This window comes from Corynebacterium sp. HMSC071B10 (assembly GCF_001814825.1).
GTDB lineage: Bacteria > Actinomycetota > Actinomycetes > Mycobacteriales > Mycobacteriaceae > Corynebacterium.
This window is the reverse complement of the sequence record NZ_KV818016.1, coordinates 14,419-41,176: the sequence shown is the minus strand read 5'-3', so window position 1 is coordinate 41,176 and position 26,758 is coordinate 14,419. Positions and strand designations below refer to the sequence as shown.

Sequence of the window (26,758 nt, the reverse complement as noted above, 5' to 3'; positions counted from 1 at the left end):
CGGCGAGACCACACCCTCCAACCTGGGGTGGTTGTGTAAGTACCACAACTCCCAAGCAGCACGCGGCACCCGCGGGCATACAGAAAGACGGGATGGACAGATCACCTACGTCTCACCCTATGGGAATGTCACCGCCACCGGCACCGACCACAAAGCCCGAGCCGAGAACCGCAAACCACCCGACTAAACCCCCCACGCAAAAAGCCCGCGCGCCAGCAAAAACCGGCGCGCGGGCAAGCATGCCTGAAGGCGCTAGAGCAGATCGCGCAGCACCGGATCGGCGATCTTGAGGACGTTTTCGCGCGCCTCCTTGGCGGTCGGGGCGTCGACTGCGTAGTTGGCCATCTGGCGGCAGGTATCCATGTCGTGCAGGCGCAGCGCGGCGCGGACCGCGTTGACCTTCGACGGCGCCATCGACAGCGAAGTCACGCCCAAGCCGACGAGCACGAGCGCCATGAGCGGGTCGCCGCCCGCCTCACCGCACACGCCGACGGACTTGCCGGTCGCGTGCCCGCCCTTGCCGGTCGCCTTGATCATGGTGAGCACCGGCGGCTGCCACGGGCTGAGCAGCTCGGCGAGCTCACCCTGCATGCGGTCGGCCGCCATGGTGTACTGCGACAGGTCGTTGGTGCCGATGGAGGCGAAGTCAGCGATGCTGAGCACGTGCCCGGCGCGGATCGCGGCGGCCGGCGTCTCGACCATGATGCCCACCTTAGGCAGACCGTAGCCGCGCGCCTTGTCGCAGAACCACTGCGTCTCCTCCACGGTGGCGACCATGGGTGCCATGACCCACAGCTCCGCCTCGGGCACGTTGGCGTGCGCGTTGGCAAGCGCCTGCAGCTGGTCGTCGAGGAGATCCTCGCGCTCCATGGACAGGCGCAGGCCGCGGCGGCCAAGCGCCGGGTTTTCCTCCTCGCCGAGGTCGGCGAAGCTCAGCGGCTTATCTGCGCCCGCGTCCAGGGTGCGCACGACCACGCGGCGCTTCCCGAAGGCCCGCAGCACGCGCGTGTAGGTCTCGGTCTGTTCCTCCACAGTCGGTGCGGAGTCGCGGTCGAGGAAGAGGAACTCGGTGCGGAACAGCCCGGAGCCTTCGAGATCGAGCGCGGCCGCCTTCTCCGCGTCTTCGGCGGTGCCGATGTTGGCCAGCAGTTTGACCTTGTAGCCGTCGCGCGTCGCGCCCTCGCCAGACGAGCCGGCCAGCGCGTCGGCGCGGCGCCGCGACCGTTCCTCCAGCTCGGCGACATCGGTGTCGGCCGGGGCGACGATGACTTCGCCGACGCCGCCGTCGAGGGCGAGCGGTGGGGCGTCGATAACCGCGCCGAGGATGCCCTTGACCTGCACGGCCGCGGGAATGCCCAGCTGGGCGGCGAGGATGGCGGTGTGCGAGGTCGCGCCGCCGCCCTCGGTGACGATGCCGAGCACCATCTCCGGGTCCAGCGTCGCTGTCTCCGCGGGCGCGAGGTCGTGGGCGACCAGGATCGACGGCGCGTCGAGGTGCGGCACGCCGGGCTCGGGCAAGCCGCGCAGGCGCGCGATGGCGCGGTCGCGGATGTCGTAGAGGTCGGTGACGCGCTCGGCCATGTAACCGCCCAGCTTGCGCAGCTTGCCGGCGTAGACCTCCACCGCGTCGTGGACGGCGCGGGTGACGCCGCTACCCTTCTTCAGTTCCTTGTTGATCCCGCGGATCAGGCCGCGGTCAGTCGCCAGCGTCGCGGTGGCCTCGAGGACCTGCTTGGAGGTTTCGGAGTTCGCGTGTTCGGCGCGCGCGGTCAGCGAGGCCGCGACCTCGTCAAGCACGCCTGCGACGCGCTCGGCGTCGCCTTCGGCCGCGGCTGGTTCCGCCTCGTCGATGCCCACGGGCGCGGTCACCACGGCGACCGGTCCCGAGGCCGTGCCTGCGGAGACGCCAATGCCGTAAAGAACAGTGCGGTCAGTCATGTGTTTCCTTTCGCTCGTTCTCCCCTCGAGACTACTCGCCCGCGTGCGGCTGGCGCAGGCGCGCGATGTGGAGGCCGAGGTAGGCCAGTTCGTCGTCGGTAAGCGACTGCCCGAAGCGCAGCTCGACGATGTGCGCGACCTTCCGCGCAACCGCCATATCCTGCGGGTATGCGCGCAACAGCTCGCGTGTGAGCGGGGAGTTGCCGTGGTCGAGCTGCGCCCCGCGCGCCAGCCGCACGAAGAGGTAGCGCGCGTGCGTGATGAAGCGGGCAGTGCTTATCGACGCCCCGTCAACCCCAATCACGTCCAACATCTGCTGAATCACGCCCGTCATCTGGTAGGTGTGCGCCAGGTTTCCCGTGTTGAACCCGGCGTTGACCAGGTGCAGTGTCAGCGCAATGGCTTCCTCCTGCGGCAGCGGCTCAGCGAGCCTACGGTTGAGAGCGGCGAGTAGGCGCTCCCCCTGCGCCGCCTCCTCCGGGTAGAGGTGGGTGACCTCGGCGCGCAGCGGGTATTCGATCGTGGTGCCTTTGCGGGCCCGCTCGGCGGCGCCGATGATGTGGTCGGCGATCGCGGTGACCAGGGTCAGCCGGGTGTGCACGCCGACTTCCTCAAGCGCTGCGGCGACCTGTTCGACGGTTTCGGCGGGCAGTCCCGCGATCATTTCGCCGGCGTGGTCGGGGTCGCGGCCGTCGAGCGGGACGAAGATGCGGGCGACCTTGGCTTCGTCGATGCGCTCGCCCTGCTTGGCTTGGAAGCCGACGCCGCGGCCGGTGACCACCACTGGGTCATCGCCGCGGCGGGCGAGCACGACATTGTTATTGAACACGCGCAGGACCTGCATGCCCTCTAAGCGTAGTGCTACTTGGTCACGCCGAGGATCGGCTGGCCCTCCGCGACCGTGTCAGCTGCCAGATCGTCGACGGCAGCAAGCGTCTTGGAGTTGACCACGGTGGTGATCACGGTCGGGTCGACGCCGGCGTCGATGATCGAGGCGAAGTCCACCTCAGCCAGCGGCTCACCGGCGCGGATCTGCTGCTTCTTCTCCGCGACCGGGGTAAAGCCCTCCCCCTTCAGCTTGACGGTGTCGATGCCGATGTGGACCAGGATCTCCACCCCGTCGGCGGTCTTGATGCCGTAGGCGTGGCCTGTCTTGGCCACCGAGATGACCTTGCCGTCGACCGGGGCGACCACGGTCGCGTGATCGGCCTGCGGCGTGATGCCCACGGCGTGGCCGAGGGCACCGGAGGCGAAGGCGGCGTCGGCAAGCTTGTCCATGGGCACGGATGCGCCAGCGAGCGGGGCGAGCAGCTCCTTGGTCGCAGCGGGCGCTGCGGCGGGCGCAGGCTCGGCTGCGGGCGCAGGCTCGGCTGCGGGCTCCGGCTCAGCTTCCGGCTCGGTCTCAGCTTCCGGCTCGGTCTCAGCCTCTGCCTCTACCTCAGCCTCCGCAGCTTCGCGACGCGCAAGCGCCTCCGCCTTCTCCTCCGGAGTGCGGTAGTCAGTGATGAAGATGATGGTGAACGCGGTGAAGAATGCCACCGCGATCGCGATGACGTAAACCCACGCCGGGCTAAAGACCGGGATGGTCAGCAGCGAGGTGAACACGAACGCGTTGGTCTGCACGCCGCCGAACGGGGTGCCCAGGATCGCGATGGTCAGGCCACCGGCGAAGCAGCCCACCAGCATGCGCGGGTAGATGCGCTTGAACCGCAGGTGGATGCCGTAGAGCGACGGCTCAGAGATACCGCCGAACAGGCCGGCGGCCAGCGCGGAGCCGGCAGTCTGGCGCATGAGCGGGTCCCTATCGCGCAGCGAAATGGCGAACACAGCCGCGGTCGCACCGAAGCAGGCGAAGTTCCAGGCACCCATGGGGCCTTGGATGAAGTCGTAGCCAAGCGTTTGGATGTTCACCAGCATCAGAGCGTTGAGCGGCCAGTGCAGGCCCAGCGGCACCAGGAAGGGGTAGAGCATCGGGATCAGGATGGCGAAGACGAAGGGCGCGTTGCCGTTGAGCCACGCCAGGCCGACGCCGATCCACGCGCCGAGCGCGTAGCCGAGCGGCCCGATGACCAGGGCGGTGAACGGGACCATCACCAACAGCGTGAGGAAGGGGACGAACACCATGTGCACGGCCGACGGGATAATCTTCTGGAAGCCCTTGTACACCAGGGCCGCCACCGCAGCCATGATGAGCGGGACAAACACGTTGCCGCCGTACTCAGGCAAAAGCATCGGCGCGCCGAAGACGGTCACGCGCGCGACCTCGCTGCCGAGCAGGGCGTTTTGCGACACGATCGCGTCCGGGTGCTCCGCCAGCCCCGTGAACTCGGGCGTGAACAGCGCAAACATGATCGCGGCGGGGACCCAGCCGTCGATGCGCAGCTTCTTGCCCGCGTTGTAGGCCACCATCACCGGTAGGAAGTAGAACACGGAGCGCCACATGGCGTCGACGAACTGCCAGGTCGGGGTCTTGACCTCGGCGCGGAAGTCGACCAGGCCGAGCGCGTCGATGACCGCGGCGGCGGCGATGACCAGCGACGCCCCCAGCAGCACGCCGAGGATCGGGCGGAAGGAGTCAGACAGGTACTCGAAGAAGGCGTCGAGCCAGGGCACTTTGCCTTGGGCTTTGGCGCGGTTTTGGGCTTTGACGTCGGCGTCGCTAAGCTGCTTGGCCCCGCGCATCTCGGGCAGGGCCTTGATTTCGTTGTAGACGTTGGCCACATCGCCGCCGATGATGACCTGGTAGTGGCTGCCGCCCTGCGGGACCGCACCCATCACCTTGGGGTTGGCTTCGAGGCGTTCCTTGTCGGCCGCCGAGGCGTCGGCAAGCTCGAAGCGCAAACGCGTCGCGCAGTGCGACATGCTCACGACGTTGTCGGGCCCGCCGATTCCGGCGAGGATGTCAGCGGCCTGCTCCTGCAGGCTCGCTTGTGTCTTTGCCATCAGTTCGCTCCTTAATCCAAAGAAAAAAGACCTGGGACGCGAAAACGTCCCAGGTCTTGCCCCGCGCTGTTTAGGCGGGTAACAACCCTGTTGTCTTTTTCCATCGTAGGCCCGCGTGCACCGCGATGGCAAAGGGCACCACGCCCCATCCGAGGGTGGCCAGCAAACTCGGCTCGCCGGGCAGCGCGAACAGGCCGGTGGTGGTCCAGATCGCGATGCCGGTGGCCCAGTTGCGCGCGGGCGAGCGCAGGTCGATCGCGGACATCGCCAGCGGGATCAACCAGATCGAGTAGTAGCCCTGCAGCAGGCCGCCGACGAGGAAGACGCCGCTGAACAGCGCGCCGAGGGTGCAAAACGCCCACACCGCGCCGAGCTCGTGGCGCTGCGGGAACAGCAGCGCCACCGCGGCGAATACGCCGATGAGCACGATCGCGCTGACCACGAAGGTGCCGACCGTGCCCAGCCCCATCGCGCCGATGGCCCCGTTGTCGTAGTCGCGCGTCTCCGACAAATACGGCACGAGTCTCTCGAGGTACCAGTGCGGGTTGACTGTGGTCGCCCAGCCGATGCCGAACAGCGCCGCGTATGCCGCGACCGCCCCGACGATCACCCACCACTGCGCCAGCAGGAAGGGCACGGCCGCCAGCACGACGAACTGCGGTTTGATCGTCACCGCGTAGGCGAACAGCAGCGCCGCGACAACCTTCGAGCCGCGGTAGTCGCGCAGGCACGCGTGCACGAACGCGACCATCACCAGCAGTAGAAAACCGTTGATGTTGGTCAGGTACACGGTGGATTGGACCGGCTCGGGCGTGTTAAACGCAATCGCGATCGTCGCCAGCGTCAGCGGCACCGCCCTGTGCGGCGCGAGCATCCTCGCGGCCCAGTACACCGCGCCGCTTATCGACGCCACACTCGCCCCCACCATCGCCCACCGGCCAACCTCAAACGTGCCAAAGATCGCGAGCGGGGCCAGCACCACGTTCGCGCCCGGCCCGTAGAGGTAGTGCGGGTCGGTGGTGGAGTAATCCTCGTTGTAGACGGGGATGCCGCTGGTGTAGCGCTGCACCGCCTCCCAGATCGGCACGAAGTCGGAGCCGTAGCGGGCCAGCGGCAGCGTGATCGCCACCCGGATCACGCCGATCAGTGCGGCCGCGGCGAGCAGCCAGAGCGGCACGCGCCGCGGCAGAAGCGCGGTGCGTTCCGCGCTCGGCGTCACCTAGGCCTCCGGCTTGACCATCGGGAACAGGACGGTCTCGCGGATGCCCAGGCCGGTCAGCGCCATGAGCAGACGGTCCACGCCCATGCCGCAGCCGGAGGTCGGCGGCATGCCCTGCTCCATCGCGGCGAGGAAGTCCTCGTCCAGCACCATGGCTTCCTCGTCGCCGTCGGCGGCGAGGCGCGCCTGGTCCTCGAAGCGGGCGCGCTGGATGACCGGGTCGATCAGCTCGGAGTAGCCGGTAGCCAGCTCGAAGCCGCGGATGTAGAGGTCCCACTTCTCGGTCACGCCCGGCTTGTCGCGGTGGTCGCGGGTCAGTGGGGAGGTCTCGACGGGGAAGTTGGTCACGAATACCGGCTCGTAGAGCTGGTCGGCGCACAGCTCCTCCCAGATCTCCTCGACCAGCTTGCCGTGGCCCCAACCTTCGCCCTTGGGGACCTCGAGGCCGATGTGCTCGGCGATCGCGGTGAGCTCTTCAACCGTGGAGTCGATGGTGACCTCGGGCTGGCCCGGGAACTTGCGCTCCAGCGCCTCGTTGAGGCTGGGGTACATCTCCATGACTTTCCACTCGCCGGAGAAGTCGTACTCGGTGCCGTCGGCAAGCGTGACCTTCTCGGAGCCGAAGACCTCGCGGGCGCAGAACTTCACCAGGCCCTCCATCAGCTTCGCGCCGTCGGCGTAGGTGCCCCACGCCTGGTAGGTCTCCAACATGGTGAACTCCGGCGAGTGCGACTTGTCCACGCCCTCGTTGCGGAAGTTCTTGTTGATCTCAAAGACGCGCTCCAGCCCGCCGACGACGGCGCGCTTGAGGTAGAGCTCCGGCGCGATGCGCAGGTACAGGTCGATGTCCAGCGCGTTCGAGCGGGTCACGAACGGGCGGGCGGCGGCGCCGCCGTGCAGGGTCTGCAGCATCGGCGTCTCGATCTCCACGAAATCCTCGCCGGTGAGGTACTTGCGCACTGCGGCCATGACCTTGATGCGCGTCATCGCGTTCACGCGAGCCTGCTCGCGCATGATCAGGTCGGTGTAGCGGTGGCGGACCCGCTGCTCCTCGTTCATCTCAGCGAACGCGACGGGCAGCGGGCGCAGCGCCTTGGACGCCATTTGCCAGGATTGGGCCTGGACGGAGAGCTCGCCGCGTCGAGAAGCAATGACCCGGCCCTTCACCGCGACGATGTCGCCCAGGTCGGTGTCGGACTTCCAGGCCGCGAGCGCGTCCTCGCCGACCTCGGCCAGCGACAGCATGACCTGCAGCTGGGTTCCGTCGCCCTCCTGCAGGGTGGCAAAGCACAGCTTGCCCGTGTTGCGCTGGAACATGATGCGGCCGGTCACGGCCACCACGTCCTGGGTCTCCTGGCCGGGCTCAAGCTTGGTTGTACCGTCGCCCTCGCCTTCGGGCACGGCCTGGTACTTGCTCCGCAAGTCCTTGAGGGAGGTCGTGCGCTCGACGCTCACGGGGTAGGCGTCGAGCCCCGCGTCGAGGAACTTCTGCCGCTTCTCGCGGCGGATCTGCTGCTGCTCTGAAAGATCTTGCGTAGTCACGCCCGCCTATCGTAGTCGGTCAGCGCGGCGCACTCGACTCCACGGTCACCGTTTTGCGTTTGCCGCCCACAAAGCTCACCGCCGCCAGCGCAATTATCGACGCCACGACGCCCGCCCCAAAGCTTGTCGACGCCGACTCGGCCTGACTCGCCCCACCCGCGACTCCGAGCGACATGATCCCGATGAACACCGCCGTGCCGGCCGCGCCGCCGAGCTGTTGCAGCGTATTCAGGATCGCGGAGCCGTGCGAGTACAGCGGCTGCGGCAGCGCAGAGAGCGAGGCCGTCATCAGCGGCGTCATCACCGCCGCCATCGCCACGTTCGTGCAGATCAGGGTGGCGACGATGAGCCACTGCGGGGTGTCCTCCCCGAGCGTGAGCCACAGCGTGGCCTGCGAGGCGGCGAGGATAAGCGCACCGGGGATGGCGATGGGGCGGGTGCCGACGGCGTCGTAAATCCGGCCCGCGATCGGCGAGGCAACGCCTTGCGCCACCCCGCCGGGCAGCAGGATCAGGCCCGTAGCCACGGTGGACAGCCCAAGCGCGCCCTGCAGGTAGATCGGCAGCAGGTTGACCGTGCCGAGGAAGGAGCCGAAGACCGCGATGACCGCGACGAGCGAGAGCGTGAAGTCGCGGTAGCGCAGCGCGTTCAGGTTCAGCAGCGCCTTGTCCTTCTTAGCCAGGCGGCGCTGGCGCGCGGCGAAGATGGCGGTAAAGACCACGCCGACGCCGACCGCGATCCCGGGTGCCACCGAGTCGCCGGTGACCAGCTGGGTAAAGGTGGACAGGCCGTAGACCAGTCCGCCGAACGCGAAAACGGACAGCACAACGGAAAACACGTCGAGCGGGGTCTTGCGGACCTCGCCGACGTTGCGCATGACAAAGATGGCGGTGACGAGCAGCAGCGAAGGAATCGGCACCATCACCCAGAAGATGTGGTGCCAGGTCCACTTACTTAGCACCAGGCCCGCGAGCGTCGGCCCGAGCGCGGGGGCCACCGAGATGACCACCGCGTTGAGCCCCATCACCGTGCCGCGGCGCTGCGGCGAGACCACGTTCAAAGTGACGGTAAACAGCAGCGGGATCATCACCGCAGTGCCCGCGGCTTGGATCACGCGCGCGGCGATGAGCACCCAAAACGCCGGGGCGAGTGCGGCGAGCACGCTGCCGAAAAGGAACAGCGCCATCGACAGGAAGTACAGGGTGCGCGTGGTCAGCCGGTCGATGAGGAAGCCCGAGGTGGGGATCACCACCGCCATGGTGAGTAGGAAGCCGGTGAGCAGCCACTGGGCCACGTCCGCGCTCACGCCGAACTCCGCCATGATCGCGGGCAGCGCGACAGCGACGGTGGTCTCGTTGAAGATCATCATCATCGCGCTGAGCACGAGGATGGCCAGAAGCACCGCCGGGTTTTGCATTACTCGCACAGCGGCAGGCCGAGGCGCTTGTCTTCAGACTCGTGGCCGTTGATCACCACGAGGTACTGCTCCTTGTTCTCCGGCACCATCACGAACGCCGGCGGGTAGGCCTCCGGCACCTCGTAGGAGTCGATCATGCACTCGCCGCTGCCCAGGATGACCGCCTCATCGCGGCCCGGGACCACGTCGTCGCGCGCGTCCTGCGAGACGTACTTGGACACGGAGACCCCCAGGTCCTCGTTGGCGCAGCGGATCTTGCCCTCCTGGCCGGCCTCCGGGGTGGCGGACTCGCACACCAGGTCCTCCCAGCCCTTGCCGCCAGCACGCTCGGAGACGAGCTGCGGGTACTCCTGGGCGATCTCGGCGTCCGCGCCTGCCCATTCCTCGCCGCGGTTGTTGTCCCACCACCACCAGAACGCGCCAAGCGCGATGAGCAGCAGCACGAGCACGGCGATGATCCACGGCCACGGGTTCATCCGGTCCTTGACCACGGCGGGGCGCGTGTACTCCCCCGACGGGCCGTACGCGTAGGGCTCGGGCGGCTTGCGGTAGCCGTCCTGCGGGCGCGGCGCGACCGGGGTCTCCCCGTCCGTGCCCACCGCCGCGGCCGCCCCGCCGGCCAAGGCGAGGAGGTAGCCGGCGCACGAGCCAGACTCGCGTGCCAGCTCCTCGTCGACCGGGTCGCCGGTCATCTCGGAAACCAGGTCGCGGAAGGCGGCGCGGTTGGCGTCGATTGTCGCGGCCGCATCGGCCTCGCCACCGTCGGCGAGCGGGCCGACCAGCGCCATCTTCACCGGCACGGAAGACCACGCGGGCTGCACCAAAAGCTGCGCCGGGTCGATCGAGCGGGAGACGAACTCGGGGTGGCCCTCGCGGTTGTACGCGTCGATCGCCTCGGCGGCCGGCAGCAAAAGGTCGCGTGCTTCGGCGTTGGTGAAGGTGGTGCCGGCGGCGCGTTTGTCGTCGATAAGCGAGCGCAGCGTCGAGCCCGACGGGGCCTCGCGCAGCACGAAAAACTGGCCCTCATCGCTGATCCCCGCCCCGCGCGGCTGGAAGGTGCCGGGGTGCTCGGACTCGCTGAGTTCGCGGCCGAGGGCGTCGGTGTCGGCGGTGGCACCGGCGTCGAAAAGCTCGACCTCCACGGCCTGGCCTTCGGCATTCGACGCGGTGTACAGCGTCGATGAGGCAGTGCGGCCCGACTGGCGGACCTGCTCGGCGGCGAAGGCGAAACCGTAGCGCTGATTCAGCAGTGCAGCGATGTTGGACACAGACATGCCCAAGAGTGTAGCGCCTGCCTACGCCTCGATGTTTTTGAACCCGACGCCCAGCGGCACGCCCACGTTGTCGATCAGGCGCACCTCGCCCAGATCCACTGCGGCGAGCAGGCGCGCGTCCCCGGTCGCGGGGGCCGGGCGCATGGCCAGGTCGCGCAGCTCCAGGTAGGCGGGCGTGACACCGGCCGCCGCGAGCACGCCGCGCGCAGTCTCGAGCACCGTCTCCGCGCCGTGCTCGGCGGCGTGCGCTCCGGCGGTCAGCGCCGCGCCGAGTGCAAGGGCCGCCTCGCGGTGCTCGGGGGCGACGCGCTCGTTGCGCAGGCTCACCGCCAGCCCATCCGGCATGCGCACCGTCGGCACGCTGTGCAGCTTGACCTCCATCCGCAGCGCCGAGACCGCCAGCTGGGTGGCTACGAGCAGCTCGAAGTCCTTCTCGCCGAGCACCAGGTCGGTGGCATGTGTGGCGTTACACAGGGCCAGATGCTTAGCGACGCCACGCTCAACCCCCTCCGCGTCCTCCAAACACTTCACGCCCGTGGACACCCTTGCTGCGGTTGGCAGTGTGCCGTGGAAGACCACGTCCACCTTCTCCTCGGCGAACACGTCGGGGACTTCCTCGCCCTCGTAGGCGACGAACACGTACGCGCCGAGCAGCGACTTTGCCGCACGGATCAGCTCGATGTGGCCGGCGTGCACGCCCGTGGACAGCGGCACGAGCACCACCGACTTGCCCACCTTGCGAAACGCGCGCCCGTAGGTTGCGAGCAGCGCCTCGTCGGTGACCACGGTGGCTTTGCCCGGTTCAAACGTCATCTGGATTGTCTCCCTTCGTACTTTTCCATTGCCCATACTTGCACGGCGGTGTCCCCTGCCTGCTCAGCGGTGCGCCGTTGCAGGTCGACGAAGAGGCGGCGCACGCCCGGGTCCTCGATCGCAGCGTAGAGGGTGTCCAGGGTGGCGACGTCGAGAGGTGCCGCATCTTCGGGGTCCTCGGGCGCGGGGAGGTTGGGGATGGCTTGGGTGGTGAGCGTGTGGGCGTCGACAAGCACGGCGTGCTGACGCGCGCGGAGCTCCTGCGCTGCGGCGAGTGTGGGGCGCACCGTGTCCGCGATCGGCACGGCGGTCGCGCCGGCCTCGGCGAACAGCATCGCGACGACCGCCTCCCCCATCTCGTCGGCCGCCGAGGTCACCCACGTGGACTGACCGATCTGGTGGGCGCACATGACGATGGCGCGGGCGGTCTCGACCTCGTCGAGCAGCTGCGCTCCGCCGAGCAGCGCGGTGTGGATGAACATCTGCTCGGCGCGCGCGTGCGGGGCGAAGCGGGCGGCCCAGGCGCGGACGGTGGCGGGATCATGAGCGTCGATGAGCACGAGGTCGACGTGCGCGATCTGCCCCGGATCCGCCGGGTCGAGCGCAACGACGCTGTGGCCTGCGCGCTCCAGGCCCGCGGTCAGGTCTGTGGCTGGGCCAATCTTGCCGACGAGCAGCCGCGGCGTCATGAACGCTTGCTGCGCGCGATCAGCTCAGCGACGGAGAGTGCTCCCTCGCGGCCGGCGTCGCGGCGGCGACGGCCACCGGTCGACTCCTGGGCGGGCTGCTCGTGGCGGCCGACGTACTCGGGTGTCTCCGGCTTCTCCGGCTTTTCTGGCTCTGCGGGCTTCTCAGGCTGCGCTGGCTGCGCAGGCTTTTCCGCCTCCGCCTTCGCGCGCTCGCTGATCAGCGCGGACAGCGGGTTCGGCTGGTCGCGCTGCGGCATCTGGCCGATCTTGCCCGCAACGGCGTCGCTGCTCGGCGCGCCACTCGGACGGGTGCGGTGGGTGCCTGCGGCGGTGTGCTCGCTGGTGACGCGGGTGATCTTGGCGGTCTCGTAGGTCGAGGGACCCTTCGCCTCGGCCTTCGGCTCCGGCTTGGGCTCGGTCTTCGGCGCAGCCTGAGGCTCGCGGAACGACGCCACCGGCTCGTGCACCGGCTCCTCCACCGGCTGGACTGCCTCGCTGGGCTGCGCGGCGGTGTCCTTGGCCCACGTATCCGGAGCCGCGCCTGCCTGCTCGATCTCCTGGATGCGCCGCGCCGCCGCGCGCACGGCCGCGGGCTCGTACTCGAAGACCTGCCCGCTCATCTCCTCCAGCTGGCTGCGCAGCGCCTTGATCTCGGACTGCAGTTCGCGCAGGAGCTCCTCGTCCACGGAAGGCGCGGCCGGCGCGGGGCGCGCCTCAAGTCGGGCGAGCTCTTCCTTGTGCTGCGCCTCGCTGGCTTCCAGCGCGCGGGTGGCTTCGTCGCGGTCGCGGCGTGTCTTGAAGATGATGATCAGCCCGGCTGCGGCGGCCCACAGCGCGAGGATAAGCGAGATTTTCAGCGCGTTGGCCGAGTTCGTGAAGAGCATCACCACCGTGCCCACGATCGCGAGCGCGAAAGGCACGATGACCCAGATGTTTCCGTTGTCTCTGGACGAAGATTCGGCAGTCATGGTTAGTACCTTAGCTAACCGCTTCCCCGTTGGATGGCGGCGACACCTCACACGCCTTCTCCAGCAGCACCCCGGCCACCGCGAGCGCGAACCCGCCAGCCACGCCGCTGGCAAGTGCGGGCAGGTCTTCGCCCGCCGCCGTAAGCACCCCGAGCCGCGGCAGCACGTACACCAGCGGCCCGAGATACGCGCCGCCCGCGATCGCGCCGACCCACGCGCTGGCCTTGCCAAAGAGCATGAAATTCGCCGCCATCATGGGGTTGAGCTGGGAGCGATCCAACCCGATGCGCCCGTCCTCGCGTCGCTTCTTCACCACCACGACGAGGTAGCCGCAGGTCAGCGCAAGCACCCAGAGGCTCGAGGGCACAAGGATGCTTATCGACGCCACCGCGCCGTAAAACCGACGCATCAAAATCAACGTCGCCGCAGCGCTAAACCCGGCCACCCCGACGAGCGCAGCCACGGAGGTGCGCTGCATGCCGCTGCCCGGTTGCTCTGCCATGAATTTAGTCCTCCAGCCTGCGCACGCCTTCGCGCTCTTTCGCGTCGAGGCCCGCGAGCAGCTCGGCGACGCGCTCGCCGCCCAGGGTAGCGTCCGGGTCGAGCTCCAGCCAGGGTGCCAGCACAAAGGCGCGCAGGTGGGCGCGCGGGTGCGGGACGGTCAGTACCGGGTCGTCGGAGGTGTAGCCGTCGATATCGACGATGTCCACGTCGAGTGTGCGCGGACCCCAGCGCTCGATACGCACGCGGTTCGCGGCGGCCTCGAGCGCTTGGCACTCGTGGAGGAGTTGGGAGGGGGTGAGCGGGGCGTCGATAAGCAAGCTCTGATTGAGAAAATCCGGCTGATCCGTTTTGCCCCAGGGCGCGGTGGCGTACAGCGAGCTTGCGGCGACGAGTGCGTCGGCGAAGTGCGCGCGGACGGAGGCGAGGTGCGCGCGCGAGTCCTCCATGTTGGAGCCGGCGGAGATGACGGCGCGCATGCTACCTCCTGTGCTTGCGGTTGCGGCGGCACACGACGGCGACGTCGTCGAAGACGAGCGGGATCGGCGCGTGCGGCTTGTGCACGGTGACCTCGATGGCGTGGAGCGGGCTGAAGCGCTCCATTGCGGTGTCGGCGATTTCGGTGGCGACGGTCTCGATGAGCTGGCGCGGGGTCCCGGCGGCGACATCGTAGGCGAGCTGGGCGAGCTCGGCGTAGTTGATTGTCTTGGTCAGGTCGTCGCCAGCTGCGGCCTCGGCGAAATCGACCCAGCAGGTGATGTCGACGGTAAAGGCCTGGCCGTGCTCCGTTTCGTGCGGCAGGACGCCGTGGTGGGCGTAGCAGACAAGGCCCTTAAGTTCGATGCGGTCAGCCATCAGTTGCCGCCTCCCTGCCGCCAGCGCGCGGCCACGTCGACGGCGTCGCGGGAGACGGCGACCTCGTGCACGCGCACGCACCACGCACCGTAGTGCGCTGACAGTGCGGTGACGGCGGCGGTGGCGGGGTCGGCGTCGACAGGCCCGTGCTCGAGCCCGCGGTCCTCGCGGATGCCGGTGAGGAAGCGCTTGCGGCTCGCGCCGACGAGCACGGGGAACTCGCCGGCGATGAACTCCGGTAGCGCGTTGAGCAGCGCCCAGTTGTCCGCGGCGGTCTTGGCAAAGCCGAGGCCCGGGTCGAGCGTGATCTGGTCGTGCGCCACGCCCGCGGCAAGGGCGTTGTCTACCAGCTGGGCGAGCACCTCATGGACGTCGCGGACGACGTCGCCGCCGTGGTCGGCGGCACCGGAAGCGTTGACAAAGGCGTCGGCGCGCCAGTGCATCAGGCACACCGGCAGCTTGGTCTCGGCCATGACGCGGTACATGTCTTCATCTGCGAGGCCGCCGGAGACGTCGTTGATCAGGTCGACGCCGACCTCGGCAGCGACGGCCGCGGTGGTAGCGCGCATCGTATCGATTGAGGTGCGGATGCCATCGGCGTGCAGCGCCTCGATCACCGGGCGGATGCGGGCCGCCTCCACCTCCGCCGGCACGCGGGTGGCGCCCGGTCGGGTGGACTCAGCGCCGACGTCGATGATGTCCGCGCCCAGGCGCACCAGCTCGTGGGCATGCGCGATCGCGTCGTCGGCGGCGAGCCAGCGCCCGCCGTCGGAAAAGGAATCCTCCGTGACGTTCACAATGCCCATGACGGTGGTCCGCCCGGGCACCGTCATATCGGCCACGCTGACCATGTGTTTACCTCCTGATCAGGCTCAGGACCTCGGCGCGCGAGGCCGCGTTGTTCTTGAATCCGCCGCGCACCGCCGAGGTGGTCGTGATCGCGCCCGGCTTGCGGATCCCCCGCATCGCCATGCACAGGTGCTCGCACTCAACCACCACGATCACCGCGGAAGCGCCCAGCTTCTCGACGATCGCGTCAGCCACCTGTCCCGTCAACCGCTCCTGCACCTGCGGTCGCTTCGCGTACAAATCCGCCAAGCGGGCCAGCTTGGAAAGCCCCGTGACCTTGCCGTCCTTGCCCGGGATGTAGCCCACGTGCGCCTTGCCGTAGAAGGGCACGAGGTGGTGCTCGCAGGTGGAGTAGATCGGGATGTCGTGAACCAGCACGAGCTCCTGGTGGTTCTCCGCGAACGTCTTCTCCAGCACCTCGGTCGGGTCGGTGTGCAGCCCGGCGAAGACTTCCTCGTAGGCGCGGGCCACGCGCGCGGGCGTCTCTTTCAGGCCCTCGCGGTCCGGGTCCTCGCCTACCGCGATGAGCAGCTCACGTACCGCGGCTTCAGCGCGCGCCTGGTCGAACTTATTGGTCATTGTTGGTGTCCTCTGGGTTGCTGGTGCCGTCGTCAGCCTTACGATGGCGCGGCATCTGCTGGGTCGTGTCCTCGGATGGGCGGTAGTAGGAGTCGGAGGGGCGCTCGTTTTCCGGCAGGCGGAAACCGATTTCCTCGGTCTGCTCCGGCTGCTCCGGCTTTTCCGGCTGTTTAGGCTCCTGCGGCTGCTCCGGCTTGGGCGCGTAGTTGCGCATGCCCGGGTGCTCGCTGCGTTCGGGAGCGTCGGCGGGAGCGTTGTTTGCGCCCGGGTAGGTCCAGCCCGGCGGCGGGGTGGGTCCGCCGTAGGTCGGACGGGACCCGCCCTGTGGTGGGGTCCACGCGGAGGAGCCACTGCCTGTGTGCTTGGGGCCCTTGTCGCGGGCGTCGCGCTCTCGCTGGCGACGCTCACGTGCGGCGCGCGAGGCGTCGAGTAGCGAGAAGGGCTTCGGTGGTTCCTCGCCGCGCTCCTTCGCAAGCTCGACCGGGGTTTTCACCGGCTCGCGGCCCGGCTGCCGGCCGAAGCGGATGTCGTGGGCGGGCAGCTCGGGGCGCACCGGCTCGATGCCGTCGAAGAGCTCCTCGAGGTCCGGGCGGCGCAGCGTTTCCTTCTCCAGCAGCTTGGAGGCCAGCGCGTCGAGCTGGTCGCGGTACTTCTCCAGGGTGGAGTAGGCGACGGTGTGCGCGGCGTCGAGAAGCGATTGCATCTCCTCGTCGATCTTGGCGGCGACGTCCGGCGAATACTCGAGCGAGCCCCCGCCGCCGCGACCGGAGAAGGGATCGCCCTGCTCCTGACCGTACTTGACCGCACCGAGCGAGGAGGTCATGCCGTATTCGGTGACCATCGCGCGCGCGATCTTCGTGGCCTGCTCGATGTCGTTGGAGGCGCCGGTCGTGGGCGCGCCGAAAACGAGCTCCTCGGCCGAGCGGCCGCCCATGGCGAAGACCATGCGGGCGAAGAGCTCGTCGCGGTTGTACATGCCCTTGTCGTCCTCGTCGGCGGTCATGGCGAACCCGCCGGTGCGGCCGCGGGCGAGGATGGTGACCTTGTAGACGCGCTCGATGTCTTTGAGCGCCCAGGCGGCGAGCGTGTGGCCGCCCTCGTGGTAGGCGGTGACCTTCTTCTCGTGCTCCGAGATGATCTTGGTGGAGCGGCGCGGGCCGCCGATCACGCGGTCGGTGGCCTCCTCCAGCGCGTCCGGGGTGATCACGTTGCCGCCGATGCGCGCGGTGAGCAGGGCGGCCTCGTTGAGCACGTTCGCGAGATCGGCACCGGACATACCGGCCGTACGCTTGGCCAGTGCCTCCAGCGAGACGTCCTTGGCCAAGGGCTTGCCCTTCGCGTGCACCTTGAGAATCTGCTCGCGGCCGGCCAGATCCGGGTTGGTCACCGGGATCTGGCGGTCGAAGCGGCCCGGGCGCAACAACGCTGGGTCCAGGATGTCCGGGCGGTTCGTCGCCGCAATCAGGATGACGCCCTCGCGGTCGCCGAAGCCGTCCATCTCCACCAGCAGCTGGTTCAGCGTCTGCTCGCGCTCGTCGTGGCCGCCGCCCATGCCGGAGCCGCGCTGGCGGCCGACGGCGTCGATCTCGTCGACAAAGATGATGCAGGGGCTGTTCTCGCGGGCCTGCTTGAACAGGTCGCGCACGCGGGATGCACCGACACCGACGAACATCTCCACGAAGTCGGAACCGGAGATGGAGTAGAACGGCACGCCGGCCTCGCCCGCCACCGCGCGCGCAATCAACGTCTTACCCGTGCCGGGCGGGCCGTAGAGCAGCACGCCGCGCGGGATTTTCGCGCCGAGCTTTTCGTAGATGCCCGGCTCCATGAGGAAGTCGACGACCTCCTGCAGCTCGTCGACGGCCTCGTCCGCGCCCGCGACGTCCTCGAAGGTATTGGTCGGGTTGTCCTTAGTCAGCTGCTTCGCCTTGGACCCGCCGATGCCGAACATGCCGCCGCCGGCCTGCATCCGGTACATCAGGTAGAAGATCAGGCCGAAGACGATGATCATCGGCAGCATGAAGCCGAGCATGGACAGCAGGAAGGACTCCTGCGTCACATTCGTCTTGTAGGTGTCCGCCCCGGACTCGCGCACGGCATTGAAGATCTCCGGGGTCGTGCGCGCCGGGTACTGAGCGGAAACCGCCTCGACGCCCTCGCGCTCCTCCACAGTGATCGGCTCGCGCAGCTCGATGCGGACGCGCTGCTCGCGGTCGTCGATCTGGACGTCCTTCGCGTTGCCGTCGTGAAGCTGCTGGATGGCAACGGAAGTATCTACCTGCTGGTAATTGCGCGTGTCATCGCCAAAGAGGGTGAGCACGTACAGCAGGATGAGTGCGACGGCGGCGAAAATGCCCCAGCGCAAGACATTCTTATTCTTAGTCATACAGTTTTGAGATTTTGCCTTTTCTTACTAAAAAGCTGGCGTTAAGCGTCGCTGTCCGAATACACGCGCGGGTGCAGCGTGCCCACGTACGGCAGGTCGCGGTAGCGCTCCGCGTAGTCCAGGCCGTAGCCGATCACGAACTCGTTCGGGATGTCAAAGCCCACATCAAGCAGATCAATCTGCGCCGTCTGCACCTCCGGCTTGCGCAGCAGAGTGATGACCTCGAGGCTCTTCGGGCCGCGGCCGCGCAGGTTCTTCAGCAGCCACGACAGGGTCAGGCCGGAGTCGATGATGTCCTCGACCACGAGCACGTCGCGGTCCGCGATCTCCTTGTCCAAGTCCTTGAGAATGCGGACCACGCCCGAGCTGGTAGTCGAGTTGCCGTAGGAAGAAACGGCCATGAACTCCATCTCCGCCGGGATGGAGAGCTTGCGCACGAAATCGGTGAGGAAGAACACCGCGCCCTTGAGCACGCACACCAGGATGAGGTCCTGCTCCGCGTCCTTGTACTTCTCCGAGATCATGTCGGCGAGCTCCTGGATGCGGGTCTGCAGCACCTCCTCGGTCAGGAGGATGGCCTCCACGTCATCGCCGTAGCGGTTGGCGGGGACGTTGAAATCCTTCTCGGTGTACAGCTCGGTCATGGTTGGGCCCTTCCATCTCCTGTTGGCTTACAACTCCTTCATACTGCCACCTACTCACCTTGCGCGACAACAAGGCCCAGGTCAACGGTGAGTGAGTTCGAGTGTGCCGTCCACACGACGCACGCGCACGCCGCGCGCCATATCCACGCCGAGCTGGCCGCACCAGTGGGTGATCAGCCGATCGATGGCGTCGAGTTGTGCGCCGTTGGGGTGGACGTTGTGGTCGACGAGCCAGGCGTGGATGCGCGAGCGCCGCAGTACCGCGGGGAGCGCTTCGAGCTCATCGCAGCGCATGGCGCCGGCGGGTTGGGCGAGCTCGCGGATGACGGCGTTGCTCTGCGCGATTCGGTCTGCAGTGTGCGCGAGCGCGGGGACGGCATCGCCGCCAAGAAGCTGGGTAAGCGCCGGGATGATCTGGGTGCGGATTGCGACGCGCCGGTACGCCGGGTCCTGGTTCATCGGGTCACCCCAGGTTTCGAGCCCGAGCTCGGCGCAGGCCCCGACAGTGTCCGCTCGGCGCAGCTGGAGGAAGGGGCGCACGAGCCGCCCGGCGCGCGCTTCCATGCCCGCGGGATTGCCGCGCAGGGCACCCAGCAGCAGGGTTTCGGCCTGGTCGTCAGCGGTGTGCGCGACCCAGACCTCGTTGTGGGAAGCGAAAAGCGCGGCGTAGCGGGCCTCGCGGGCGGCGGCTTCGAGGTTGTCACTGGTATCGACGCTCACGGCCACGACCTCGGCGGGGATGCCGAGCGCGCGGGCCTGCTCGGCTGCATGCTTAGCGACGTCCGCGGAGCCCGGCTGCAGCCCGTGGTCGACAACAACCGCGCGCGCCGGTTGTTGTTCCGCGGCCGCGGCGGCGACGAGGGCGAGCGAGTCCGGCCCGCCGGAGAGTCCGATGGTGACTTCGGCGTTGGTGTGGTGGGCGCGTACGGCGCGTCGGCAAGCGAGGAAGTGCGGCGAGGTGCGGGGCCAGAACGGCTGCGGTGCCATGGCTAGAAGGCGCGCAGGACGGAGGCGAGCTCGTCCATCGCGCGGCGGGCCTCGAGGATGGAGGAGTCGTTGGAGATGAACGCGAAGGTGTAGACGTTGCCGGCTTCGCTGGTGACGGTGCCGGCGAGCGCGGAGGTCTCGTCGAGCGTGCCGGTCTTCGCGCGCACCCAGCCGCGGCCCGGAAGGTCCCCGTAGCGGGTCTCCAGAGTGCCCTCGCCTGCGGCGACGGGCAGGGTGTCGAGCAGGTCGCGCAGCGGGGCTTCGGTCGCGGCCTGCATCAGGATGGTGTCGAGGAGCGCGGGAGCGATCCGGTTCGTGTCGGAAAGGCCGCTGCAGTCGGCGAGCTCGGTGCCGCTGAGGTCCAGGCCGTGCTCGGCAAGCGTGTCCAGGACGGCCTGCGGCGCGTCGGTGGTGCCGCGGGCAAGCGCAACCTCGTGGCCGATGGCCTCGGCGTAGACGTTGTCCGAGTTGCGCATCATCACCCGCATCCGCTCCGTCAGCGTGGGCGACTCGACGGTGGCGAGCACCTGCGCGTCCTCCGCGACGGGCGCGTCCGCAACGCTGGCGTTGTCCGCGCCGAGGCGGTACGCCAACGCCTGCGCCACCGCGAGCGCCGGGGTGTGCGAGCGCGGCACGTCGCCCTCGGTGTTGCCGTCCATGCGGCCGCCGGAAAGCATCGCCGGTTGCAGCGGGGCCACGTAACCTGCGTCGATGTTCTCGGGGTCCCATGACTCGGGGAACTCGGTAAAGCCATCCCAGAGCGAGGTATCGACGGTCACCGACGTGACCTGGCTGGCATCGGAGGCAGTGATCTGCGCCGCGAGGTCGTCGAGGGCTTCGTCGTCGAGCCAGACGTCGCCGCCCGCCAGGATGGTCACCTCGCCGGGCTGCGCGCCGCGCACCACCGCCGTGGACAGCGTGTCCTCCGGACCCAGCTGGTACAGGGCCGCGGCAGAGGTGAGGATCTTGGTCACCGACGCCGGGCGCAAAGGCTCGTCCGCGTTGCGATCCAGGACCACCTCGCCCGTGTTCACGGAAGAAATCCGAGCGTGGAAGGTGCCGAGGTCGGGGTTTGCGGCGGGGGGCGTTAGAGCGTCGATAAGCAACTGCTCGTCGATGTCACTGCCCTGCGCAGGTGCGAGCAGCGGTGGCGGGGCGGTAAGCGAGTATGCGGGGGCGTGCTCCAACGCCGCGAGCTCGCGCTGCGCTGTGACCCCGAAGCCTGCCGCCGTGCCGACCGCCGCGAGCGCGAGCGCGCCCACTACCCAAGACCATACTTTCATCGGCACCAACACTAGCCCACGTATGATGGGGAGCCGAACCATCACAAGAAGAAGGAGCAATACATGGCTACCGAGGTCATCATCGAAATCCCCAAGGGCTCGCGCAACAAGTACGAGCTCGACCACGAAACCGGCCGCGTCTACCTCGACCGCTACCTGTTCACCCCGATGGCCTACCCCGCCGACTACGGCTACATCGAGCACACGCTTGCCGACGACGGCGACCCGCTCGACGCACTGGTCATCCTCCCCGAACCCGTCTTCCCCGGTGTCACCGTGAAGGTGCGTCCGCTCGGCGTGTTCAAGATGACCGACGAGGCCGGCGGCGACGACAAGCTGCTCTGCGTCATCGACGACGTCCGCTACGAGCACTACCAGGACATCGACGACGTCTCCCAGTTCCTCAAGGACGAAATCGAGCACTTCTTCGTGCACTACAAGGACCTCGAGCCGAACAAGGAAGTTTCCGGTTCCGGCTGGGGTAACAAGGCCGAGGCCGAGAAGATCCTGCAGGACGCGATCGAGGCGTACAAGAAGTAAGGCTTCTGGCTTTTTGGGTTTTGGGCCCGGGTCTGCCGTTGTTGGTGGGCTCGGGCTTTGGTGTTTGGGGGGTGGTGGGTTTGATCGGCTAGTGCGTAGCGTCTGGAACGTAGCCTTTCGAGTAAAACGCTTGAATCGGCCGCGGGAAACGGCGGCCCACTCGAAAGACTACGGTTTGGGGGCTACAGTTCTGCCGCTACGTTGTAGGGCCTGGTTTTTCTGGAGGACGTTGGGCCCCTCAGGATGGTAATCAGCCGATGGGAACGTCAGGATGGTAATCAGCCGAGTAACTGCCGCGGGTTGGCGTGACGTTACTCGGCTGATGACCATCTTCTGGTTACCATCCTGGTTTTGGGGCGTTTAGAAGTTCGGTGCCGGAACCCCTGGGATGAGGCCGCCAGCCCAAGCCCAGCCCGCGCCGAGGACGCCGATGATTCCGAGCACCAGCGGGATTACGATCGCCGCGATAGTGCCCTTGCTGGAACCCTCAGCCGAGCCGGTTGCACTGCCCGTGGGGTCGGACCCGTCTTCTGCTGCGTTTTCTGCTGCGTTTTCTGTGGGGGTGTCGGCGGGTGCCTCCAGGGTGGTGGTCACCTGCGTCATCGTGACGGTCGGGGCGTCAACGGTTGGTGTCTCGGTCTCCGGTTCTGGTGCCGCTGGAGTTTCGGCGACAGTGCTGGTGGCTACTGCCGAAGACGGGGTTGACGTAGTTGCCGTTGTTGACGTGGGGCTGTCGGCAGGCTTTGCGGGTCGGGTCGTCCACGGCCAACGAGACTCGGACGGGGTCGGCTCTTCCACGTCGACCGGGGTGGGCGTCGTGGACGAGGTGGTGGCCACTGTGGAGGATTCGTGCGCGGTCGTGCTCGTCGGCGGGACCGGCTTCTGCGAGGTTGCCCGTGACGTAGTCGTTGGTGCGGACGTGGTCGCACGCGTGGTGAGCTTCTGCGAAGTGGTCGTGCTCGTCGAGGTAGACGGCTTCTCCGTCGAAGGCTTAGGCGTGGTTGCTTGCGCTGTAGTCGTCGAGGCAGGAGGAGTTGCACGGACGGTGGACATCTGCGACGTCGAAGACTTCGGCGCGGAGGTGGTCGCACGAGTAGTGGGCTTCTGCGACGTTGTTGTCGAGACGACCGGCTTCTGCGTGGTTGCCCGCGTAGTAGTCTTCGGCGCGGTGGTAGTTGCGCGTGCCGTGGACTTCTGCGAAGTCGTCGTGCTCGTTGTTGCAACGGGCTTCTGCGTCAACGACTGAGACGTGGTTGTCTGCGTGGTAGGCGTGGGCTTTGCCGTTGGGGTGACGCGGTGCGTCGTCAACGTTGGCGAAGACGTCGTGGTCGTTTTCGTCGTAGAAGTAGTGGAAGACGTTGTTGTCTGCGAAGCCAACTGCTCCCGCAGTTCTGCGCGGTTGGTGTTTGCTTCGCGGAGGGCGGCGAGGTAGACGTCGGCGAGTGCCTTATCTCCCGCGGCACGAGCGCTTTGATACTTGTCCGCGTACTCCTTGACCGCCTGCTGCGCCTCTTCGAGCGTGCGTGGCTTCGGCACCGTGATTGGAGCAAGCGTTGTGCTCGTTCGCTGCGTGGACGTGGTGGACTCCACCGGCGGAACCGGCTCGCTACGGGTCGGCTGGGTCGGCACTGTGACCGTAACAGTCAGGTCACTGGGGCGTTCGCTCGTCGATGAAGGCTGGGTCGTGATGCGCTTCGTTGTTATTGGCACACTCGTGCTCGTCGGGAGCTCCGGGGTTGGCTCAGGTTCCGGCGTCGGTTCAACAGACGGTTCGGGCTCCGGAGCTGGTTCAACTGACGGCTCCGGTTCCGGTTCGGGAGCAGGCTCCGGGGTAGGGGTCGGCATCGGTTGGCCGTTCAGACGCCGCAGGTCCGGGTGGGTCTGGATGAGCACCTGCGCGTCGAACTTCGTCGGCAGGGTGGCGAATTTGCCGCCGCTGCCACCGCCCTTCATCAACGTTTTATCGCACGAGTGCGCGAGGCCCATCGCGTGACCGATCTCGTGTGCAAGCGTCATGACCAAGCTTGCTTCGTGAATTTCCACGGGATTGGCATACATGCGCTGGTTCAAGATAACCCTCGGGTTGTTCCCAGGCATTCCCTGCTGGCGTCCAATGACGTTGCCGCCAATCGGCCCGAGCTCAATGGTCACCGCATCTGGGTCAGGCCGGTCAACGTATTCCACCCGCAAGAGGCCGCCGGTAGCGTCGATCCAGGCGTCCATTGCCTGCTTGACGTACGAGCCATAACGAGTGGTGTTGTAGATCTTGAGCGTATTCCCACGAATGTTGCTGTGGCCAGGTCCAAAGAAGTACCGATTGACGTTGGCAATCTCTTTACCTCTGTTCACCTCATTGATGGCCGCCTTGCACTGTGCATCCCTTGCGTTCGTGACCTCTTCATAGGCGTACACGGAAGGGACACTGACGATCAGTGAGGTGGCACCAAGAGCGGCGGCGCAAGCCGCGGCGAGAATTTTGCGAGACAACACGGAGCGGGAAACGACCTTTTCGTAAGAAATGACTAACTAGACTCTTAGAAACTTTACAGGTTCGCGTAGGGGTTATCCATTCGCTCCACCATCCCCCAACACGCTAAGAAGGCGCTCCCGCATCCATGCGAGAGCGCCCACAAGACACCCCGTTCACCGCTGCCACACTCAGCGACACCGCTAGATCAGGTAGCGACGCCCCACCAGGAAGACGGCAGCACCCAGCCCGGAAGCGATCACCAGGGCGACGAGTGCGCGGAGGAACGTGTTCGAACCAGTCTCTGCAGCCATACCGCGGGCTTGTGCGCCTTCGACAGCGGCACCAGCAGGTGCCGGAGCAGCCTGGTGCTGCACCTCAACAGCCGGAGCGTCGGCAGCACCTGCGTCCGGCGCAGCCTCCGCATCCTTGCCGCCAGCGCGCGCTTCTTCCAGGCCCTGCTCGCGGACCTCGCCGGAGTGCTCGGCAACCAGCTTCGCGGATGCCTCAACCTCTTCCGGTGTCGGGACATCGGCGACGCGGGCAATGTCGTTGACGTAGGTTGCACCGTCGGCGTTGAGGTAAAAGGTCTCGCCATTCACGGTCAGCACGGACGGCAGGGCAACGAGTCCGCCCTGGACTGGGTCCGGGTTGTTCGGGTCGACAGCATCGGCGTCCAGCACCTTCTCCTTCGGCGCGCCGTCGCCCGCGGGCGTGGCCACAGCGTCGCCCTTCGGAGCCTCCGCAGGTGCCTCAGCCGAAGCCGAAGCCGTGGCCGAAGCGTCAGCAGGCGCGTCGATGAGCCCGGCGATGGCGGCGCGAGTCACGTCAACGGCGCGCTCCTGGTCGGCGGCGCTGAGCTGGGCGTAAGGCACGGCGACCTGAGCGGCGTCGGTGACGTAGTAGTCACCAGCCTCGTTGAGGAAGTAGGTCGCGCCGAAGGCGTCGTGCACCTCGGCGGGCAGGTCCTGCGCTCCGGCGAGCGGCGCGGCGGAAAGGGCGAGCGCGCCGGCGAATCCGGCAGCGGCAAGGGTACGTGGGGTGCGGTGCATAGGGGTCTCCTGTCGTGCGAGAAAGACTCACTCTCAAGTTCACCTTTAGACTTTACACGCGCGGTCACACTTTCCACAGGGGCAACACGTCACACATTGGTAACGGTGGCGTCGTTAAGCAGCTCAGCCTCGGGCACGACGGCGACGAATTGCCAGCCGACGACGGCGTTGCGCACGGCGTCGGCAAGCAGGTTCGGCGGCTGAATGCACGAGATGGTCAGCAGCCGCCCAGGCATCGGGCCCGTGCCCCAGATTGAAGCGTCGCCGGCGAGCCCGGCCTTCTGCGGCGCGTGCACATCCGTGGCCTCGTACTTCAGCCACGCGTCGGCGGAATCCTCGGTGCGCAGGTACAACGTGTCGCCAACGGACACCCGCGACACGTCCGCCCCACTGTCGTAGAGCGCGTCGAACACGCCCGGCACGCCCGCGCCCGTGTGCCCCGCGATCACCGTCAGATCGCCCGCGCCCGGGCCAGGCAGCTCGTAGGGCTTGTCAGGCGACGTGTACGCGCACGCCTTCGTCATCGAACGCGGATTGAGCGCCCCGCCCTTGACCCGGCAGTCCTCCGCCTCGAACTCGGCGTCCAGTCCAATCGCGGGGATGCGCAGCTCCACCGGCCGCGACTGCCCCACGTGCGCCGATGGCTCGGGTTCCTCTCCCCCGCAGCGCGACACCAGCGCCGCAATGCCCATCAACAGCACCACCAGCACCCCCAGCACCGCGGCGCGCCGCACCCAAAACACCCACTGCGGCGGGCGTCGGTCAAGGTTCATGCAGGAAAGCGTATAGGATCGTGGCCATGCAATCAGTCAACGTCACCGAAGTGCCGCAGGGTGCCCAGCTTATCGACGTCCGCGAGCCCGAAGAGTACGCCGAAGTCCACGCCACCGGCGCCGTGAGCATGCCTATGTCCACCATCGTTGGCAACACCGGCGACATCGACCCCGACCGGGACATCTACGTCATCTGCAAGGCCGGCGGCCGCTCCCTGCGCGTCGCTGAGTACCTCGAGCAGGCGCTCGGCTGGGACAGCGTGATCAACGTCGAAGGCGGCACCGAGGCCTGGGTCGCCGCAGGTCTGCCCACCGAAAAGTAGACGTTCGGGGGTATGCGCGCTCGTCGCGGCCAACTGTAATTGTTTGGTGTGGCCCACTAACCCTAGGATGAGGGTATGGCAACCCACGACGAGCTCCCCAGCGCGCTAATCAAGTCCCCGTCCTTCCAGATCGAGCGGGTCCGCCGCCACACCAAGGACGAGGTCGAGCGCACTCTGTGCAAGCACGAGGTGTCCATGCGCGGCTTCTGGGTACTCACCTGCGTCGCCGAAAACGCGCTCTCCCAGTCGCAGCTGTCCAGCCTGCTGGCTGTCGACGCCTCCGACATGGTCCGCCTCGTCGACTCGCTGGAGGACCTCGGCTGGGTCAAGCGCGACCGCGACCCGAAGGACCGCCGCCGGCAGATCGTCACCGCCACGAAGAAGGGCACCAAAGCCCTGAGCATGCTCGCCGACGAAGTTGCCGACGCCGAGGACCGCGCCCTCGACGCCTCCAGCAACAAGCAGCTCAAGAGCCTGAAGAAGCTCACCAAGGCCATCATGGAGGACGAGGAGTAGGGTTTGGGGCGCGCCTGCGGCGGCAGGACTGGCCAAACAGCGCAAGTTGGAGTTCGATAGTTCCGGAAATTTCAGCGACTATCGAGTTCCGATCTGCGCTGTTTAGCCCTGCTCGGCCCAATTGTCGAACCCGGGTTGTCGAACAACCTCAATTTTTTGGACGTGTTCGACAAGGCGGGTTCGACATATAGCCCCCCCCC

General features: G+C 67.3%; 27 protein-coding genes and 1 pseudogene. 6 read left to right on the top strand and 22 right to left on the bottom strand.

Annotated features, from left to right (window positions below):
• Positions 1 to 187: pseudogene (locus HMPREF2990_RS13120) on the top strand (hypothetical protein); the annotation flags it as partial.
• A gap of 65 nt (positions 188 to 252) precedes the next feature.
• On the opposite strand, the gene ptsP reads toward HMPREF2990_RS13120, so the two are convergent.
• From ptsP to dacB, 19 genes are all read right to left on the bottom strand, one after another.
• Positions 253 to 1,938 (bottom strand): phosphoenolpyruvate--protein phosphotransferase, encoded by a 1,686-nt coding sequence (gene ptsP, locus HMPREF2990_RS09060; RefSeq protein WP_070764247.1) that lies wholly within the window; start codon positions 1,936 to 1,938, stop codon positions 253 to 255.
• A gap of 31 nt (positions 1,939 to 1,969) precedes the next feature.
• Positions 1,970 to 2,782, bottom strand: a complete 813-nt coding sequence (locus HMPREF2990_RS09055) for a PRD domain-containing protein (protein WP_070764245.1) — start codon at positions 2,780 to 2,782, stop codon at positions 1,970 to 1,972.
• Between the two features lie 17 nt (positions 2,783 to 2,799).
• Positions 2,800 to 4,881, bottom strand: a complete 2,082-nt coding sequence (locus HMPREF2990_RS09050) for a glucose PTS transporter subunit IIA (protein WP_070764243.1) — start codon at positions 4,879 to 4,881, stop codon at positions 2,800 to 2,802.
• 70 nt (positions 4,882 to 4,951) lie between these two features.
• Positions 4,952 to 6,100 (bottom strand): glycosyltransferase family 87 protein, encoded by a 1,149-nt coding sequence (locus tag HMPREF2990_RS09045; protein ID WP_070764241.1) that lies wholly within the window; start codon positions 6,098 to 6,100, stop codon positions 4,952 to 4,954.
• Positions 6,101 to 7,642 (bottom strand): lysine--tRNA ligase, encoded by a 1,542-nt coding sequence (gene lysS, locus HMPREF2990_RS09040; RefSeq protein ID WP_070764240.1) that lies wholly within the window; start codon positions 7,640 to 7,642, stop codon positions 6,101 to 6,103.
• A gap of 19 nt (positions 7,643 to 7,661) precedes the next feature.
• On the bottom strand, positions 7,662 to 9,059 hold the full coding sequence (locus HMPREF2990_RS09035; RefSeq protein WP_070764238.1) for a DHA2 family efflux MFS transporter permease subunit: 1,398 nt from the start codon (positions 9,057 to 9,059) through the stop codon (positions 7,662 to 7,664).
• Complete coding sequence (locus HMPREF2990_RS09030; protein ID WP_070764236.1) at positions 9,059 to 10,333, bottom strand: hypothetical protein; 1,275 nt, start codon at positions 10,331 to 10,333, stop codon at positions 9,059 to 9,061. Before HMPREF2990_RS09030 ends, HMPREF2990_RS09035 begins: the two co-directional genes overlap by 1 nt.
• A 21-nt stretch (positions 10,334 to 10,354) precedes the next feature.
• Positions 10,355 to 11,146, bottom strand: coding sequence for a pantoate--beta-alanine ligase (locus tag HMPREF2990_RS09025; RefSeq protein WP_070764234.1), 792 nt, complete (start codon positions 11,144 to 11,146; stop codon positions 10,355 to 10,357).
• Entirely contained in the window at positions 11,143 to 11,835 is a 693-nt protein-coding gene (locus HMPREF2990_RS09020; protein ID WP_070764232.1) for a 6PGD fold domain-containing protein, read from the bottom strand. The genes HMPREF2990_RS09025 and HMPREF2990_RS09020 overlap by 4 nt, the downstream gene beginning before the upstream one ends.
• Positions 11,832 to 12,803 (bottom strand): DUF6779 domain-containing protein, encoded by a 972-nt coding sequence (locus HMPREF2990_RS09015; protein WP_070764230.1) that lies wholly within the window; start codon positions 12,801 to 12,803, stop codon positions 11,832 to 11,834. Before HMPREF2990_RS09015 ends, HMPREF2990_RS09020 begins: the two co-directional genes overlap by 4 nt.
• 10 nt (positions 12,804 to 12,813) lie before the next feature.
• Positions 12,814 to 13,305, bottom strand: coding sequence for a DUF3180 domain-containing protein (locus HMPREF2990_RS09010; RefSeq protein WP_371575841.1), 492 nt, complete (start codon positions 13,303 to 13,305; stop codon positions 12,814 to 12,816).
• A 4-nt stretch (positions 13,306 to 13,309) separates the two neighbouring features.
• Positions 13,310 to 13,783 carry a 2-amino-4-hydroxy-6-hydroxymethyldihydropteridine diphosphokinase gene (gene folK / locus HMPREF2990_RS09005; RefSeq protein ID WP_070764228.1) on the bottom strand — a complete coding sequence of 158 codons (474 nt, stop codon included), beginning with the start codon at positions 13,781 to 13,783 and terminating at the stop codon, positions 13,310 to 13,312.
• Position 13,784: 1 nt separating this feature from the next.
• Positions 13,785 to 14,159, bottom strand: coding sequence for a dihydroneopterin aldolase (folB, locus tag HMPREF2990_RS09000; protein WP_070764226.1), 375 nt, complete (start codon positions 14,157 to 14,159; stop codon positions 13,785 to 13,787).
• Complete coding sequence (gene folP / locus HMPREF2990_RS08995) at positions 14,159 to 15,010, bottom strand: dihydropteroate synthase (RefSeq protein WP_070764224.1); 852 nt, start codon at positions 15,008 to 15,010, stop codon at positions 14,159 to 14,161. Before folP ends, folB begins: the two co-directional genes overlap by 1 nt.
• 4 nt (positions 15,011 to 15,014) lie before the next feature.
• The gene (gene folE / locus HMPREF2990_RS08990) at positions 15,015 to 15,587 is read right to left on the bottom strand and encodes a GTP cyclohydrolase I FolE (protein WP_070764222.1); all 573 of its coding nucleotides are present in this window, start codon (positions 15,585 to 15,587) and stop codon (positions 15,015 to 15,017) included.
• A complete protein-coding gene (gene ftsH / locus HMPREF2990_RS08985) occupies positions 15,577 to 17,973 on the bottom strand; it encodes an ATP-dependent zinc metalloprotease FtsH (RefSeq protein ID WP_070764220.1) in 2,397 nt (798 codons plus the stop codon). Before ftsH ends, folE begins: the two co-directional genes overlap by 11 nt.
• Positions 17,974 to 18,014: 41 nt before the next feature.
• On the bottom strand, positions 18,015 to 18,608 hold the full coding sequence (hpt, locus tag HMPREF2990_RS08980; RefSeq protein WP_070764360.1) for a hypoxanthine phosphoribosyltransferase: 594 nt from the start codon (positions 18,606 to 18,608) through the stop codon (positions 18,015 to 18,017).
• Between the two features lie 90 nt (positions 18,609 to 18,698).
• Positions 18,699 to 19,604: a tRNA lysidine(34) synthetase TilS gene (tilS, locus tag HMPREF2990_RS08975; RefSeq protein ID WP_070764218.1), complete on the bottom strand. Its 906-nt coding sequence runs from the start codon at positions 19,602 to 19,604 to the stop codon at positions 18,699 to 18,701.
• 2 nt (positions 19,605 to 19,606) lie between these two features.
• On the bottom strand, positions 19,607 to 20,887 hold the full coding sequence (dacB, locus tag HMPREF2990_RS08970; RefSeq protein ID WP_070764358.1) for a D-alanyl-D-alanine carboxypeptidase/D-alanyl-D-alanine endopeptidase: 1,281 nt from the start codon (positions 20,885 to 20,887) through the stop codon (positions 19,607 to 19,609).
• Positions 20,888 to 20,950: 63 nt separating this feature from the next.
• On the opposite strand from dacB, the gene HMPREF2990_RS08965 reads away from it, so the two are divergent.
• Complete coding sequence (locus HMPREF2990_RS08965; protein WP_070764217.1) at positions 20,951 to 21,427, top strand: inorganic diphosphatase; 477 nt, start codon at positions 20,951 to 20,953, stop codon at positions 21,425 to 21,427.
• A 360-nt stretch (positions 21,428 to 21,787) separates the two neighbouring features.
• Here the strand turns inward: HMPREF2990_RS08965 and HMPREF2990_RS08960 are convergent, their stop codons facing one another.
• Positions 21,788 to 22,021, bottom strand: a complete 234-nt coding sequence (locus tag HMPREF2990_RS08960; protein ID WP_141757864.1) for a hypothetical protein — start codon at positions 22,019 to 22,021, stop codon at positions 21,788 to 21,790.
• Positions 22,022 to 22,106: 85 nt separating this feature from the next.
• Here HMPREF2990_RS08960 and HMPREF2990_RS08955 point away from each other — a divergent pair, with 85 nt between their 5' ends.
• Together HMPREF2990_RS08955 and HMPREF2990_RS12995 are read left to right on the top strand one after the other, a co-directional pair.
• A complete protein-coding gene (locus HMPREF2990_RS08955; RefSeq protein WP_141757863.1) occupies positions 22,107 to 22,673 on the top strand; it encodes a hypothetical protein in 567 nt (188 codons plus the stop codon).
• Positions 22,674 to 23,275: 602 nt separating this feature from the next.
• Entirely contained in the window at positions 23,276 to 23,863 is a 588-nt protein-coding gene (locus HMPREF2990_RS12995; RefSeq protein WP_168167136.1) for a hypothetical protein, read from the top strand.
• 234 nt (positions 23,864 to 24,097) lie between these two features.
• Here HMPREF2990_RS12995 and HMPREF2990_RS08950 read toward each other — a convergent pair whose 3' ends face one another.
• Both HMPREF2990_RS08950 and HMPREF2990_RS08945 read right to left on the bottom strand, forming a co-directional pair.
• A complete protein-coding gene (locus tag HMPREF2990_RS08950) occupies positions 24,098 to 24,946 on the bottom strand; it encodes a hypothetical protein (RefSeq protein ID WP_070764210.1) in 849 nt (282 codons plus the stop codon).
• Positions 24,947 to 25,035: 89 nt separating this feature from the next.
• Positions 25,036 to 25,719, bottom strand: coding sequence for a sortase family protein (locus HMPREF2990_RS08945; RefSeq protein ID WP_070764208.1), 684 nt, complete (start codon positions 25,717 to 25,719; stop codon positions 25,036 to 25,038).
• A 26-nt stretch (positions 25,720 to 25,745) separates the two neighbouring features.
• On the opposite strand from HMPREF2990_RS08945, the gene HMPREF2990_RS08940 reads away from it, so the two are divergent.
• Both HMPREF2990_RS08940 and HMPREF2990_RS08935 read left to right on the top strand, forming a co-directional pair.
• A complete protein-coding gene (locus HMPREF2990_RS08940; RefSeq protein ID WP_070764206.1) occupies positions 25,746 to 26,042 on the top strand; it encodes a rhodanese-like domain-containing protein in 297 nt (98 codons plus the stop codon).
• A gap of 75 nt (positions 26,043 to 26,117) precedes the next feature.
• On the top strand, positions 26,118 to 26,558 hold the full coding sequence (locus tag HMPREF2990_RS08935; protein WP_070764204.1) for a MarR family transcriptional regulator: 441 nt from the start codon (positions 26,118 to 26,120) through the stop codon (positions 26,556 to 26,558).
• Positions 26,559 to 26,758: the final 200 nt, after the last annotated feature.